At 68.2% G+C, this 14,558-nt stretch carries 15 protein-coding genes; 9 read left to right on the top strand and 6 right to left on the bottom strand.

Features of this window, described 5'->3' with window-relative positions; all coding sequences use genetic code 11:
* The first annotated feature begins 119 nt into the window (after positions 1 to 119).
* The 9 genes from rpmH (at position 120) to ACZ8ZB_RS16915 (ending at position 7,053) form a co-directional block, all read left to right on the top strand.
* Positions 120 to 257, top strand: coding sequence for a 50S ribosomal protein L34 (gene rpmH, locus ACZ8ZB_RS16955; RefSeq protein WP_003956500.1), 138 nt, complete (start codon positions 120 to 122; stop codon positions 255 to 257).
* Positions 258 to 278: 21 nt separating this feature from the next.
* A complete protein-coding gene (gene rnpA, locus ACZ8ZB_RS16950; RefSeq protein WP_470738542.1) occupies positions 279 to 650 on the top strand; it encodes a ribonuclease P protein component in 372 nt (123 codons plus the stop codon).
* Positions 647 to 1,021, top strand: coding sequence for a membrane protein insertion efficiency factor YidD (yidD, locus tag ACZ8ZB_RS16945; RefSeq protein ID WP_470738541.1), 375 nt, complete (start codon positions 647 to 649; stop codon positions 1,019 to 1,021). The genes rnpA and yidD overlap by 4 nt, the downstream gene beginning before the upstream one ends.
* A 3-nt stretch (positions 1,022 to 1,024) precedes the next feature.
* The gene (yidC, locus tag ACZ8ZB_RS16940) at positions 1,025 to 2,287 is read left to right on the top strand and encodes a membrane protein insertase YidC (RefSeq protein ID WP_470738540.1); all 1,263 of its coding nucleotides are present in this window, start codon (positions 1,025 to 1,027) and stop codon (positions 2,285 to 2,287) included.
* Positions 2,288 to 2,302: 15 nt separating this feature from the next.
* Positions 2,303 to 2,815, top strand: a complete 513-nt coding sequence (locus tag ACZ8ZB_RS16935; protein ID WP_470738539.1) for a Jag family protein — start codon at positions 2,303 to 2,305, stop codon at positions 2,813 to 2,815.
* 123 nt (positions 2,816 to 2,938) lie between these two features.
* Positions 2,939 to 3,655 carry a 16S rRNA (guanine(527)-N(7))-methyltransferase RsmG gene (rsmG, locus tag ACZ8ZB_RS16930; RefSeq protein WP_470738538.1) on the top strand — a complete coding sequence of 239 codons (717 nt, stop codon included), beginning with the start codon at positions 2,939 to 2,941 and terminating at the stop codon, positions 3,653 to 3,655.
* Positions 3,656 to 3,946: 291 nt separating this feature from the next.
* Entirely contained in the window at positions 3,947 to 5,023 is a 1,077-nt protein-coding gene (locus tag ACZ8ZB_RS16925; RefSeq protein WP_470741509.1) for a ParA family protein, read from the top strand.
* Entirely contained in the window at positions 5,020 to 6,108 is a 1,089-nt protein-coding gene (locus ACZ8ZB_RS16920; RefSeq protein ID WP_470738537.1) for a ParB/RepB/Spo0J family partition protein, read from the top strand. Before ACZ8ZB_RS16925 ends, ACZ8ZB_RS16920 begins: the two co-directional genes overlap by 4 nt.
* Before the next feature lie 327 nt (positions 6,109 to 6,435).
* Complete coding sequence (locus tag ACZ8ZB_RS16915) at positions 6,436 to 7,053, top strand: GNAT family N-acetyltransferase (RefSeq protein WP_470738536.1); 618 nt, start codon at positions 6,436 to 6,438, stop codon at positions 7,051 to 7,053.
* 87 nt (positions 7,054 to 7,140) lie between these two features.
* Here the strand turns inward: ACZ8ZB_RS16915 and trxA are convergent, their stop codons facing one another.
* The 6 genes from trxA to murJ all read right to left on the bottom strand — a co-directional run bounded on the left by trxA (position 7,141) and on the right by murJ (position 14,523).
* On the bottom strand, positions 7,141 to 7,473 hold the full coding sequence (gene trxA / locus ACZ8ZB_RS16910; RefSeq protein WP_030820114.1) for a thioredoxin: 333 nt from the start codon (positions 7,471 to 7,473) through the stop codon (positions 7,141 to 7,143).
* A 41-nt stretch (positions 7,474 to 7,514) separates the two neighbouring features.
* Positions 7,515 to 8,483: a thioredoxin-disulfide reductase gene (trxB, locus tag ACZ8ZB_RS16905; RefSeq protein ID WP_470738535.1), complete on the bottom strand. Its 969-nt coding sequence runs from the start codon at positions 8,481 to 8,483 to the stop codon at positions 7,515 to 7,517.
* Between the two features lie 193 nt (positions 8,484 to 8,676).
* A complete protein-coding gene (locus ACZ8ZB_RS16900; RefSeq protein ID WP_470738534.1) occupies positions 8,677 to 9,594 on the bottom strand; it encodes an anti-sigma factor family protein in 918 nt (305 codons plus the stop codon).
* Positions 9,591 to 10,316 (bottom strand): RNA polymerase sigma factor SigM, encoded by a 726-nt coding sequence (gene sigM / locus ACZ8ZB_RS16895; protein WP_470738533.1) that lies wholly within the window; start codon positions 10,314 to 10,316, stop codon positions 9,591 to 9,593. The genes ACZ8ZB_RS16900 and sigM overlap by 4 nt, the downstream gene beginning before the upstream one ends.
* Before the next feature lie 34 nt (positions 10,317 to 10,350).
* A complete protein-coding gene (locus ACZ8ZB_RS16890) occupies positions 10,351 to 12,069 on the bottom strand; it encodes a protein kinase family protein (RefSeq protein ID WP_470738532.1) in 1,719 nt (572 codons plus the stop codon).
* Between the two features lie 141 nt (positions 12,070 to 12,210).
* Positions 12,211 to 14,523: a murein biosynthesis integral membrane protein MurJ gene (gene murJ, locus ACZ8ZB_RS16885; protein WP_470738531.1), complete on the bottom strand. Its 2,313-nt coding sequence runs from the start codon at positions 14,521 to 14,523 to the stop codon at positions 12,211 to 12,213.
* Positions 14,524 to 14,558 lie beyond the last annotated feature (35 nt).

Here is a 14,558-nt window from a genome sequence, read left to right as displayed (position 1 = left end):
ACAGATCACGCAAGGTGATCGGTCAGCGGTGCACTCGGGCGTAACGCGAGCTACTCGTGGGCGCACGGTGACAGCCAGGACGGCACCCCGCAAACACCGAGTCTTTCTGGAGCCCCCGAGTGAGCAAGCGCACCTTCCAGCCGAACAACCGTCGTCGCGCCAAGACCCACGGCTTCCGGCTGCGTATGCGCACCCGTGCCGGCCGCGCGATTCTCGCGTCCCGCCGTAGCAAGGGTCGCGCCCGTCTGTCCGCCTGATCCCGGTCAGGTCATGCCGTCGTGCTGCCCACCGAGAACCGGCTGAGGCGGCGCGAGGACTTCGCGACCGCGGTACGACGAGGGCGCCGGGCAGGAAGCCGGCTTCTCGTCGTCCATCTTCGTAGCGGTGCCACGGACCCGCATGCGCCTGGGGAGAGCGCTCCCCCGTCGCGTGCGGGTTTCGTCGTGAGCAAGGCCGTGGGTGGTGCGGTGGTGCGCAACAAAGTGAAGCGCAGGCTTCGCCATCTGATGCGCGAGCGAGTCGGCCTGCTGCCCCCCGGTAGCCTGGTAGTCGTACGAGCGCTGCCCGGTGCGGGCGACGCCGACCATGTACAACTGGCCCGAGACCTGGATGTCGCCCTGCGGCGGTTGCTGGGAGGGGGCGCGCGATGAAGTACCCGCTGCTGGCTCTGATCAAGATCTACCAGTGGACGATCAGTCCGCTGCTGGGGCCGGTGTGCAAGTACTACCCGTCGTGTTCCCACTACGGCTACACGGCCATCGACCGGCACGGTGCCATCAAGGGCACAGCGCTCACGGCCTGGCGCATCCTCCGGTGCAATCCGTGGTCGCTGGGTGGTGTGGACCATGTCCCTCCGCGCAAGCGTCCGCGGTGGCACGAAATGTTGCGTGACGCCTGGCGTGCACGCAGGGGCGGGACCTCCGCCGCCGAACCGGCCACCGAGGGGCGGACCTCTCCCACAGGTCCGACGAGTCCTTCGAGCCCGGCCGCAGAGACCCCGTCCCATGCCCAAGGAGCATGATTAGTGGACACGATTGCCAGCCTCTTCAGCTTCATCACGACACCTGTCTCCTGGGTCATCGTCCAGTTCCACAAGGTGTACGGGGCCATTTTCGGCCCCGACACCGGGTGGGCCTGGGGCCTGTCGATCGTGTCCCTGGTGATTCTGATCCGTATCTGCCTGATCCCGCTCTTCGTGAAGCAGATCAAGGCGACGCGCGCGATGCAGACGCTCCAGCCGGAGATGAAGAAGATCCAGGAGCGCTACAAGAACGACCGGCAGCGCCAGTCCGAAGAGATGATGAAGCTGTACAAGGAGACGGGTACCAACCCGCTCTCCTCGTGCCTTCCCATCCTCGCGCAGTCGCCGTTCTTCTTCGCCCTTTACCACGTGCTCAACAGCATCGCGTCGAACGACACCATCGGTGTGATCAATGAGCGTCTGTTGGAGAGCGCGCAGAAGGCCCACATCTTCGGCGCCCCGCTCGCGGCGAAGTTCACGGACAGCTCGGAGAAGGTCGAGGCGCTCAATTCCTCGCTGACCGATGTCCGCATCGTCACGGCCATCATGATCATTATGATGTCGCTGTCGCAGTTCTACACGCAGCGCCAGCTGATGACGAAGAACGTCGACACCACGGTGAAGACGCCGTTCATGCAGCAGCAGAAGATGCTGATGTACGTCTTCCCCATCATCTTCGCCGTCTTCGGCATCAACTTCCCGGTCGGTGTCCTCGTCTACTGGCTGACCACCAACGTGTGGACCATGGGCCAGCAGATGTACGTCATCCACAACAACCCCACGCCGGGTTCCAAGGCCCAGGCCGCGTACCTGGAGCGCCTCTTCAAGAACGTCTCCAAGCACGGCAGGACCCGCGGCCGTGGTGAGCGCGCCATCGTCAAGGCCATCGTCGCCAAGGGCCGGGACCGCAACGAGTACGAGCGCAAGTTCATCAACGGTCTGAACAAGGCGGGCCTCGCGGCCCAGGCCGACGGCACGGTGGTCAAGAGCGAGAGCACGGCCGCCGCCCAGGCCGAGGACGCGGCCACCGGGGCCGCCGCCAAGAGGCAGCAGCCCAAGCGGCAGACCAAGTCCCAGCGTCAGTCCGGTACGGCCAAGGCGGCCGGCGAGCCCACCTCGCTGATCAAGTCCGAGGAACCCGAGGACGCCAAGCCCGCCGGTCCTGCCAAGAAGGACAATGCCAAGCCCGCCGGCAGTACCCGCAGCAGGGCCCAGTCCGGGCAGCGCAAGGGTCCGCAGCGGCCCAAGTCCCCGTCCAAGAAGTAAGAAGGAGTCCATCCCGTGACGGAAGGCACCACCTCCGCCGCTGCCGAGGGCGCAGACACCCTGACTCGCCTGGAGCAGGAGGGTGAGATCGCGGCGGACTATCTGGAGGGTCTGCTCGACATCGCCGACCTCGACGGCGACATCGACATGGACGTCGAGGCCGACCGCGCCTCCGTTTCGATCATCAGCGACACGGGCAGCCGCGACCTGCAGAAGCTGGTGGGTCGTGACGGTGAGGTGCTGGAGGCGCTCCAGGAGCTCACGCGTCTGGCCGTGCACCGGGAGACCGGGGACCGCAGCCGTCTCATGCTCGACATCGCCGGCTACCGGGCCCAGAAGCGGACCGAGCTGTCCGAGCTGGGTGCCAAGGCCGCGACCGAGGCCAGGAACAGCGGCGAGGCCGTGAGGCTGGATCCGATGACGCCGTTCGAGCGCAAGGTCGTGCACGACGCGGTCAAGGCGGCCGGCCTGCGCAGCGAGTCCGAGGGCGAGGAGCCGCAGCGCTTCGTCGTCGTGCTTCCCGCCTGATCGGTTCTACGTTCCACCGGCCCCGTCTGTTGCGCAGACGGGGCCGAACTTTGTCAGCCTGATAGTTCTGTGGTTCTGGTGTCGGCGCCCGGTGCCGGCACGGTACGGAAGGACGGTCCCCCAGTGACTGAGGCAGCGGAGCTTCCCCCCGCGCCCGAGCAGGCACGCGAGGTGTTCGGCGATCGCTTCGAGGACGCGGTCCGGTACGCGGAGCTGCTCGCCGAGGCGGGCGTGCAGCGCGGCTTGATCGGGCCACGCGAGGTTCCCCGGCTGTGGGAGCGGCACCTGCTGAACTGCGCGGTGCTCTCGGAGGTTGTGCCCGATGGTGTGATGGTGTGCGATGTGGGCTCGGGTGCCGGTCTGCCGGGCATTCCCCTGGCGCTGGTCCGGGAGGACCTCAAGATCACCCTGCTGGAGCCGCTGCTCCGGCGCACCAACTTTCTGACCGAAGTCGTCGAGCTGCTCGGACTGGACCACGTGACGGTCGTGCGCGGCCGGGCCGAGGAGGTCATGGGGAAGCTGCCTCCAGTGCATGTGGTGACCGCGCGTGCCGTGGCTCCGCTCGACCGCCTGGCCACATGGGGCATTCCTCTGCTGCGACCCTATGGCGAGATGCTGGCGCTCAAGGGCGACACCGCCGAGGAGGAGTTGAAGAGCGCGGCGACGGCGCTGAGCAAGCTCGGTGCCGTGGAGACGTCCATCGTGCAGGTGGGTGAGGGCGTCGTGGACCCGATGTCCACGGTGGTGCGGGTCGAGGTCGGGGAGAGCCCGGGCGGTGTGCGGTTCGCGGCGAAGCGCGCGAAGGCTGCTCGTACGGGGCGGGCCCGACGCCGGCGCTGAGGGTCGGACGTACTCCACACAAGCTGTCGACTCCCTCCATGTCGGAGTGTCGCGGCAGTACCGCCCCGGCCGCTATGCATCGTGTTTCACGTGAAACGTCGCTCACTGCTGCACGACATCATCAGTCGGGGGCGCGCTGCGGCCGAACCCCGTGGCCGGAGGCCCCTCGGTTCGCTCGGAGAGGATCCGGCCCCCGAGGAGACACCCGCCTCCTCAAGGGGTGTGGAGTTGTCCACAGAGGTGGTTTTCTCCACAGAACGTCAGGGCTCACTGGTTCATGCCCCCCAAGGCATGGGAGTCTCTGTTCATAGCGAGCCTGAAGTCGAGGAGAGTGAATCCTTGCGGTCCGACGCCCACATCGCGGGACCGATGACCGATCCGGTCCCCGGTCCCCGTACCGAGTCGACGGGAGCGGATGTTTCACGTGAAACACCGTCTCCGATGGACGACACTCCCATCGGTCGTGCTGCCCAAATGGCGGTGGAGGCTCTGGGGCGAGCCGGTGAGGGCCTGCCACGGCCCGAGCAGACGCGCGTCATCGTGGTCGCCAACCAGAAGGGCGGTGTCGGCAAGACGACGACCACCGTCAACCTTGCCGCGTCGCTCGCTCTGCACGGCAGCCGTGTTCTGGTGATCGATCTCGACCCCCAGGGCAATGCGTCCACGGCCCTGGGCATCGACCACCACGCGGAGGTCCCCTCTATCTATGACGTCCTGGTGGAGAGCAAGCCGCTTGCGGAAGTCGTCCAACCGGTCCCCGATGTCGAGGGGCTCTTCTGCGCGCCTGCCACGATCGATCTCGCCGGTGCGGAGATCGAACTGGTGTCACTGGTGGCACGGGAGAGCCGGCTGCAGCGGGCGATCCAGGCATATGAGCAGCCGCTGGACTACATCCTCATCGACTGCCCTCCCTCACTCGGCCTGCTGACGGTCAATGCGATGGTGGCCGGGCAGGAGGTCCTGATCCCGATCCAGTGCGAGTACTACGCGCTGGAAGGGCTGGGACAGCTGTTGCGCAATGTCGACCTGGTGCGGGGACACCTCAATCCCACCCTGCACGTGTCGACGATCCTGCTCACCATGTACGACGGCCGGACGCGGCTCGCGTCGCAGGTCGCGGACGAGGTGCGCACCCACTTCGGCGACGAGGTGCTGCGGACGAGCATTCCCCGCTCCGTCCGTATCTCGGAGGCGCCGAGCTATGGGCAGACGGTGCTGACTTACGATCCTGGATCAAGTGGTGCCCTCTCCTACTTCGAGGCGGCACGAGAGATTGCGCTGAGGGGTGTCGGCGTCAGCTATGACGCGTCGCACGCCCACCTCGGCGTACAGAAGAACGATCCGAGCATGGTGGAGGGCGTCCAGTGAGCGAGCGACGGAGAGGGCTGGGTCGTGGTCTCGGCGCACTGATCCCCACTGCACCGATGGAGAAGACGGTGACGTCGGCCGCGGTGGGCGGGGCGGCTTCCCCGTCCCCTTCGGTGATGCCGATATTGCCGAACGAGCGAGGGGTGGCTGCCGCGAAGGTGGCCACGCTGTCGAATGTTTCACGTGAAACGGAAGAGGGCGCTGCGGCCCTGCCCGCGCCGCCCATGGGTGCGCACTTCGCAGAGATCCCTCTCGATGCCATTACTCCGAACCCCCGACAGCCGCGTGAGGTCTTCGACGAAGACGCGCTGTCGGAGCTGGTGACCTCCATCAAAGAGGTCGGTCTCCTCCAGCCGGTCGTCGTACGGCAGGTGGATTCCGCGCGCTATGAGCTCATCATGGGGGAGCGGCGGTGGCGGGCCTGCCATGAGGCGGGCCTCGAGGCGATCCCGGCAATCGTGCGGGCCACGGAGGACGAGAAGCTCCTCCTGGACGCGCTGTTGGAGAACCTGCACCGTGCTCAACTGAACCCGCTGGAAGAGGCCGCCGCCTATGACCAGCTGCTGAAGGACTTCAACTGCACGCACGACCAGCTGGCGGACCGCATTGGCCGGTCCCGGCCGCAGGTGTCCAATACGCTGCGTCTGCTGAAGCTCTCCCCGAGCGTCCAGCGCAAGGTCGCTGCCGGTGTGCTGTCCGCCGGTCATGCACGCGCGCTGCTGTCCGTCGAGGACGCCGAGGAGCAGGACCGGCTGGCCCACCGGATCGTGGCCGAAGGTCTCTCGGTGCGGGCGGTCGAGGAGATCGTGACGCTGATGGCTTCACATCCCCAGAAGGCCAAGCGCTCCAAGGGGCCGCGTGCCGGAGCTCTTGTCTCCCCCGCACTGACGGACCTGGCGACGCGTCTCTCGGATCGCTTCGAGACGCGGGTGAAAGTCGACCTGGGGCAGAAGAAGGGCAAGATCACCGTCGAGTTCGCCTCCATGGAGGATCTCGAGCGCATCCTCGGCACCCTTGCTCCGGGGGAGGGCCCCGTTCTGCAGAAGAATCTGGTGGACGACGACTCCGTGGAGACCGAGTTCTGAACCCCTGGCGGAGTCAGCCGTGCGGCCGACTGGGCGACTAAGGGCGGACCGTGTCCGGTGTGTGCCGGGACACGGTCCGTCCTTTGCTTTTTGGCGGTATCGACGGAATCGCTTCACGGATACGATGCGTTTGGACAGGGCGCATCCACCCGGCAGTACCTCTGAGAGCAAGGCAGGGGCCATGCGAATGACGAGCCGCACCGGACTGGTGAGCGCAGGGCTGGGGGTGGGTGCCGTCAGTGGCTTCATCGGCAGCCTGCTCAGGGAACGGAGCGCTCTGACAGCCGCCCGCCAGGCAGCGGGCGGAGGAAGCGAGGAACAGCCTTCATGGGCCGTCGGCTCGTACCGCTCACGCTGGACAACCTTCCGGATCTCCCCCAGCGCTGTCGCTCGTGCGTCTTCTGGGAACTCGACCCCGTCAGCGGTGAGGCAGCGGTAAAGGCGGGAACCCCTGCGGTCGAGAAGGAGGCGTGGATCTCGGCCGTCCTCCTGGACTGGGGATCCTGCGGAAGGGTCGTCTACGTCGATGACGTCCCCGTGGGTTTCGTCCTCTACGCCCCACCCGCCTATGTGCCACGCTCCGCGGCGTTCCCCACCAGCCCCGTGTCGCCCGATGCGGTGCAGTTGATGACCGCGTTCATCATGCCGGGGTACCAGGGACAAGGGCTGGGCCGGGTGATGGTGCAGACGGTGGCCAAGGACCTGCTGCGCCGGGGCTTCAAAGCGATCGAGGCGTTCGGCGACGCCCGCTGGAAGGAGCCGGCCTGTGTCCTGCCCGCCGACCATCTGCTGGCCGTGGGTTTCAAGACGGTTCGCCAGCACCCCACCCATCCCCGGCTGAGGCTGGAGCTGAGGACGACGCTCTCCTGGAAGGAAGATGTCGAGATGGCGCTGGACCGGCTGCTCGGGGCGGTGCAGAAGGAGCCCGCGCTGCGGCCTCTCTGATGCACCTCACACGAATGGGCCGACCCGGATGGGTCGGCCCATTCGTGTTTCACGTGAAACATGCGCCGCCGGTGAGGCGGTCGGTTCCTACTCGGCGATGAAGTCCTCGAGGTCGCGGACGATCGCGGCCTTCGGCTTGGCACCGACGATGGTCTTGGCGACCTCGCCACCCTGGTAGACGTTCAGAGTCGGGATGGACATGACGCCGTACTTGGCGGCCGTGGCGGGGTTCTCGTCGATGTTCAGCTTGACGATCTCGATCTTGTCCCCGTACTCGGCGGCGATCGCCTCGAGGGAGGGGGCGATCTGACGGCACGGACCGCACCAGGCGGCCCAGAAGTCCACCAGGACGGGCTTGTCGCTCTTGAGGACGTCCTGCTCGAAGGAGTCGTCGGTCACATGCTTCAGGGTGCCGGCCACAGCGGGCTCCTTAACTGGTTGGTGCGTGGGACGGATGGGGGTCAGACAGCGGTCTTCTCGGGCTCGGCCTTGTCCTCGTCCGAGAGAGCGGCGAGGAAGCGCTCGGCGTCGAGGGCGGCGGAACAGCCCGTACCGGCCGCGGTGATCGCCTGGCGGTAGGTGTGGTCGACCACGTCGCCGGCGCCGAAGACACCGGCGATGTTCGTGCGGGTCGAGGGTGCTTCGACCTTCAGGTAGCCCTCCTCGTCCAGCTCCAGCTGGCCCTTGAAGAGCTCGGTGCGCGGGTCGTGGCCGATCGCGATGAACAGACCGGTCACTGCCAGGTCGGAGAGCTCACCGGTCTTGACGTTGCGCAGCTTCAGACCCGAGAGTTTCTGGTCACCCTGGACCTCGGCGACCTCGCTGTCCCAGACGAACGAGATCTTCGGGTCGGCGAAGGCGCGCTCCTGCATCGCCTTGGAGGCGCGCAGGGTGTCGCGGCGGTGGACGATCGTCACGGACTTGGCGAAGCGGGAGAGGAAGGTGGCCTCCTCCATCGCGGTGTCGCCACCACCGATCACGGCGATGTCGTGGTCCTTGAAGAAGAACCCGTCACACGTGGCGCACCACGAGACGCCGCGGCCGGACAGGGCGTCCTCGTTGGGCAGGCCGAGCTTGCGGTGCTGCGATCCGGTGGTGACGATGACGGCCTTGGCCTTGTGGACCGTACCGGCGGTGTCCGTGACGGTCTTGATCTCACCGGTCAGATCGACGGCGACCACGTCGTCAGGGACGAGTTCGGCGCCGAAGCGCTCCGCCTGGGCCCGCATGTTGTCCATGAGCTCAGGGCCCATGATGCCGTCCTGGAAGCCGGGGAAGTTCTCGACCTCGGTGGTGTTCATCAGCGCGCCGCCGGCGGTGACAGCGCCCTCGAACACCAGGGGCTTCAGCGACGCGCGGGCGGTGTAGAGCGCCGCCGTGTAGCCGGCGGGCCCCGAGCCGATGATGATCACGTTACGGACGTCGCTCACGGCTTGATTCCTCGTCTCTGGTCTGCGTCGGTCGACCGGGGGAAGCTTCTTTCGGAACTCTCACCCCACCCAACGGATCCTAAGGGGCGCGCATTCCCGTGGTGTCCGGGCACACGGGCGCACCCCACTGCCGACACGGAGAAGCCGCGCATCGTACGGGATACCACGCAGGAGGGAGACGAAGCGTCGGGCGTCAGGGGCGCGTGTAGGAGTGCTTCAGCAGAACCTTCGCCGTGGCAGCCGCGGACGGGTTGTCCACACAGGTCGCCTCGACGAGGTAGGCGGTCACACGCGTGTCGTCCGAGGGATCGGGAAGCACGACGAGCATCGCCTCCTTCCCCCTGTACGTGCCCTTCTCGGTGGCGAGTGCGGCATCGTTGCGACCGATGCCGTCGCTGACGCATTGGGGTACCGCAGGACCCTTGAGAACCCTGGGACGGGCGGCGTCGGGTTCCGACTGCGACCCGAAGGTGTGCGCGGTGCTGGAGCCCTTCACCTCTCCTTGGTTCCGTGCAAGGAGGTCGGTGACCTGCTTCTCCAGCTTTCCCTCGGAGAAGGTGTCCGAGACGACCGTCCGGGGGCCCCCGTCCTGTCCGGTGCCGTCGTCCATGGAGGACAGCACCACCGATCCCAGTCCCAGTGCGGCGACCGTGAACACGGTCCCCAGCACGGCGACCCGGTGACGCCCGCCGCGCGGGCGGGCCTTGCGTCCCGGCCCGGTCGTGGTGGAACGGGGGTGCCCGGCGGGCCGGTCCTGAGGCGCCGATGTTTCACGTGAAACACGTACGGGTTCGTCGTCGGAGGAAACGGGAGAAGCGCCGGTGGGTTCCCCGGCAGACTCAGGGCCCGGTGCCGTGGCATGCAGCAGGGCTTCCGCGGCCAGCGCGGCGTCGATGCGGCCCGTCACTTCGGCGGGCATGCGGGGTGGGCCCGGCGCCGTGCCGAGCAGGTCGCGGATCTCCTCGAGCGAGGCATGGACGTCCGCGCAGAGCGTGCACGCGTCCAGATGCCGGCGTACATCGGCGCTCCGGGCGGACGGGAGGAGCCCTTCGGCCAGGTCGGAGATCTCCGCGACATCCGGGTGCTCCGCCATGTCTGCCGTCGACGTCACGCTCGCCCACCTCCGCCCTTCACTGCAGCCGGGTCGCTCGATCCTGGATCCGGTGGATCCGCTTGCCGCGGGTCCGCTGCGGGTGGGACGGGCGCTCCCTGCATACGGTTCCGTCCCTCGCCCTGTTTCCTTCCCTCACCGGGACCGTCCGGCCGTAGATGGGAGAGCAGGGGCAGAAGTCTGGCTCTGCCCCGCGCGCAGCGGCTCTTCACCGTGCCGGTGGGCACATCGAGGATGCGGGCGGCTTCGGCGACTGGATAGCCCTGCATGTCCACGAGGACGAGTGCTGCCCGCTGATCGGGCGGGAGGGTGCCCATGGCCTCGATGAGCTGACGGTGCAGGTCGTTGCGCTCGACGGGAGCGGAGGCGGATTCGTGGGGTTCGAGCAACTGCTCCATGCGTTCCGTGTCGTCGACCGGAGCGGTCTTGCGGGAGGCCGCTCTGCGGGCACGGTCCAGGCAGGCGTTCACCGTGATCCGGTGCAACCACGTCGTGACGGCCGACTGGCCGCGGAAGGTGTGGGCGGCCCGGTAGGCGGAGACGAGAGCGTCCTGAACGGCGTCAGCGGCATCCTCGCGGTCGCCGAGCGTCCGGAGTGCCACGGCCCACAGCCGGTCACGGTGCCGGCGCACGAGCTCACCGAAGGCGTCGGGGTCGCCCTCCACATGACGGGTGAGGAGGTCCTGGTCGCTGATGTCGCCGTAGGCGCTGTCGTCTGCCACCGGACCTCCCCTCCGCCTTCGGCTTCGTGGTTCCTCAGCCCTTGAACGTCACTTCGGTGATGGCCTGTTTGTAGCCTGCGCCGCTGTAACCGTCGGAGGGGGCGTTCGGTACAGCGGTGATCCACACCAGGACGTACCGGGTCTTGGGCGACTTGGCTGCCTTGACCGTGAGCGACGTCCCACTGGTGGTCTCGGTCCCGATCTCCTTCATTCCCTCGATCCCCGTCGAGGGCGACAGAGAGTCGGTGGCGTAGAGGTGCACGGTCGTGTGATCACCGGCGTACCGGAGGTTCAACGACGCGGTCGACAGTTCCTGGGGTGAACCGAGGTCGTAGACGATGCCGACGCCGGGCTTGTACGGCGCGAGAGTCGGGCCGGCGTTGTACTTCTTCGTGCGCCAGTAGGTGGAGTCGTCGCCGTCGTAGGTGTTGGCCACATCCTCCGGTGCCTGCGCCTCACCCGCGGCGACGTACTCCTGGGAACCCTGGACGCTGAGGGGCCGGGCAGGCTTGGGCTTGTCGTCGCCGCTGTCGTCGCCGTCCGTCGTCTGGGTCTTGTTCGTGTCGTCCGCCTTGCCGCCCTGTTCCATGAGGGCGTCCGCGAGCTGCCAGCTGCCCAGGCCCAGTGCGGCGATCAGCAGGGCCGAGACGGCCCACTTCAGTGTCTTGCCCGTGCGGCTCTGCAGCGGGGGAGGCGGAGGAGGCACGGGCTGGGTGACGCCCGGGTGCGGCGCCGGACGTCCGTAGGTGCCTTGCTGGTACGTCGTGCGCTGGTAGTCGGGCGGGGTGGTGAACGCGGGCTCCGGCGGACGGATGCGGGGCATCTCGCCGATCGCCTTCACCAGTTCCTCGGGCGTGGTGCACGCCGACTCATGGCGCGAGGCGGTGGCGCCGTCATTGGCCAGCGCGCGCATGGCCAGTTCGGACAGCCCGCGGTGGACGCCGGCGCGCACCTGGTCGGGCGGGATCAGCCCGATGTCCTTCGGCAGTCCTGACATGCCGTAGGCGTCGTTCTCGTACGGCCAGCGCTGGGTGAGCGCCGCGTAGAGCAGGGCGCCGATGGACTCGGTGTCGGTGCGCTGCGGGGTGTCGGAGCCGACGCCGCGCAGCGCCGCGTTCACCGCGAGGCCGCGGATGCGCCACTGGCCGGTCGAGGTGCGCAGGACGGCATTGGGGTTCAGACGCAGATGGGCGAGGCCCTCGCGATGGGCCGCGGCCATGGCGGCGGAGACCTGGCTGACCATCTGGTAGGCGTCGTACACCTCCAGCGGGCCGGCCGCCAGAAGCGTCGTCAGTTCGGTGGCGTCGGGAAGCCACTCGTGCACGACGTAGACGACGTCGTTCTCCTCCACGGCGTCCAGGACCTGGACGAAGCGCGGGTCGCCCAGCAGGGCGGAGGAACGGGCCGCGGCCAGGACCGATCGGGCGCGTGTGTGATCCGCGGGCAGGATGTGCACGCCGACGGCGCGGCGGAGCTTCTCGTCCACGGCACGCCAACTGCTGAACCCGTCCAGACGGGTGACGCACTCCTCGAGGCGGTAACGCCTGGCGAGCTTGTGACCGCTGTGCAGTTCGGGTGGCGAGGACATCGTGGAACCTCCGGGCCCGGTGCTCTCCTGTGCCTCGTCGTTGTCCGTGTCCCGCTCCCGGTTCTGGGCCACCCCGTCGGCCGTGGACTGGTCCGCCTGCGCGGTCAGCGGCTGCTCGCCACTGTCGTCTGCCACGTCGACGGCAGCTGTGCTCCGTTCGGCCACCGTCGTTCCCTGCCTCCCCATCCCATGCGCGTCGGCCGGCGTCCGTCGCGCGCCGTTCGACGCCGAGACCAATTGTGCCCACAGTCCGCCGCTATGCACGACACACAGTGGCCGACGATGGTTGTGCGCCTACCCCCTGGCTCAGCGTCCAAGGCGTCCGCGCACCATACCGACCAGCGAGTTGACTTCCTCGATCCGCATCCGGCGGGCGGCCACGAAAAAGACTCCGAACAGCACGGCCCCACCGGCCAGCAGCGCCGCGAACGAGCCCAGGACGTCCTGACCGAGCGTCTGCACGATCCCGTAGCAGGCCACGCCGCTGAGCAGCGCGGCGGGAACGGAGGCGATGCACAGCCGCGCGTAGGTCCGCAGCACCCTGGAGCCGTCCAGGTCCCCGCCCAGCCGCTTGCGCAGCCGGCTCCAGGCGACGCCGACACCGATCGCGTAGGCCAGGCCGTACGAGGCGGCCATGCCGACCACGGCCCAGCGGGCCGGGAGCATGAGGTAGCAGATGCCCGAGGCGATCGCGTTGCCCGCGGCCACGATGACCGTGTTGTAGAAGGGGGTCCGGGTGTCCTCATAGGCGTAGAAGGCGCGCAGGACGACGTACTGCACGGAGTAGGGGATCAGGCCGAGGCCGAAAGCCATCAGCATGTAGCCCATGTTGGTGGCCGCGCCGGTACCCGAGGAGCCGAACATCAGCGTGCACATCGGGATGCCGAGCGAGACGAAGCCGAAGGAGACCGGCACGATGGCGACGGCCGTGGTGCGCAGGCCCTGGGAGATGTCGTCGCGGACGGCGCCGCCGTCGTTCTCGGCGGCCGAGCGGGAGATGCGCGGCAGCAGGGCCGCCATCAGGGAGACGGTGATGATGGCCTGGGGCAGACCCCAGATCAACTGGGCGTTGGCGTATGCGGCGAAGCCGGTGCCCTTCACATCGGAATCCAGCCCCGCGGCGGTGGACAGCTGAGTCACCACCAGAGCGCCTGCCTGGTTGGCAAGGACGAACAGGATGGTCCACTTGGCCAGCATCGCCGCCTTGCCCAGTCCATGCCCCTTCCAGTCGAAGCGCGGGCGGATGCGGAACCCGGTCTCGCGGAGATACGGGATCATCGCCAGGGCCTGGACGACGAGACCGAGCAGGACGCCGATGCCAAGAAGCCGCTGGCCCTCCGGAGGGATGTTCGAGACCTCCATCTGCGAGTTCGCGGCGGTGCCGTAGACCCAGATGAAGACGCCGAGCGTGACGATGATGACGATGTTGTTCAGGACCGGGGTCCACATCATCGCGCCGAAACGGCCGCGGGCGTTCAGGATCTGGCCCATCACCACGTGGACGCCCATGAAGAAGATCGAGGGCAGGAAGTAGCGGGTGAAGGTGACGGCGACGTCGTTGGCCTCGGGGTTGCCGGCGACCGGGTTCGACAGGGCGCGTACCAGGAGCGGGGCGGCGAGCCACGCGAGGGCGGTGAGTGCCGCCAGGGCCACCATGACGAGCGTCAGCAGACGGTTCGCGTACGCCTCGCCCCCGTCCTCGTCATCCTTCATCGCCCGCACGAGTTGCGGTACGAAGACGGAGTTGAGGCCACCGCCGACGGTCAGGATGTAGATCATGGTCGGCAGCTGGTAGGCGACCTGGAACGAGTCGCCGAGCAGTCCGAGGCCCAGGGCCGAGACGATCAGCGCGGACCGGACGAACCCCGTGAGGCGGGACACCATCGTGCCCGCCGCCATCACGGCGCTCGACTTCAGCAGTCCCCCGGCCCGGCCGCCCTTCTTCGGGGCGGGGGCCGGCTCAGGTGCGGGAGCTTCTGCGACGGGCGGCGGAGTGGCTCCCGCGTAGTGGCCGGGCGTCGAAGCGGCCGGTCCCGGCACCGGTGCGTAGGGCTGCCGGCCGCTCACCGGCGGATGGCCCGGGTGCCCGCCACCGTGCTGCCGGGGGTACCCGCCACTCTGCTGCTGGTCGGGAAAGGCGCCGCTCTGCTGCTGATCACGGAACAGATGGGCGAAGGCGTCCGGCTCGTGGCGGTGGTCACCGGTCTGGCCGACCAGGTCGTCCACGCCCACGAACTGTGTGGTGCGCGGGTCGTCGCCGTAGGGCAGGTACTGCGTCGGTCCGTCCGGCTCGGGTGCGGGGGGCTGGGCCCATACCCGTGGGTCGGGGGCGTACGGGGACTGGGGCGGCTGCCCGTACAGCGGCTGCTGAGGGGGGAAGGCCCCGGGAGGGGGTGGCGGGTGCGCGGCGCGGTCGTAGAGCGCCTCGGCGACCGGGTCCTGGGCGGCGAGGTCCTGCGCCCGGTAGGGATCCTGGTCGTAGGCGTCCTGGAGGTACGGGTCGGTGGGCGGCTGCGGCACCTGGTCGTGCCCGGGCGGCGGACCCTGCGGGGGGCCCGACTCGGGATGGCCCGAGTTGCCCGCGGCATGGCCGCGGTCACCGTCGTACGGCGCGTTCATGGTTACCCCACCTCATCGTCCCTGGCCCACCGGCC

This window comes from Streptomyces sp. 12E (assembly GCF_055633275.1).
This window is presented reverse-complemented; position numbering and strand designations above follow the sequence as displayed.

Coding starts and splice junctions, on each gene's coding strand:
- murJ (WP_470738531.1), bottom strand. CDS start 14,523: ATGAACGCGCCGTACGACGGTGACCGCGGCCATGCCGCGGGCAACTCG.
- ACZ8ZB_RS16925 (WP_470741509.1), top strand. CDS start 3,947: ATGGGAGTCTCTGTTCATAGCGAGCCTGAAGTCGAGGAGAGTGAATCC.
- yidD (WP_470738541.1), top strand. CDS start 647: ATGAAGTACCCGCTGCTGGCTCTGATCAAGATCTACCAGTGGACGATC.
- ACZ8ZB_RS16915 (WP_470738536.1), top strand. CDS start 6,436: ATGGGCCGTCGGCTCGTACCGCTCACGCTGGACAACCTTCCGGATCTC.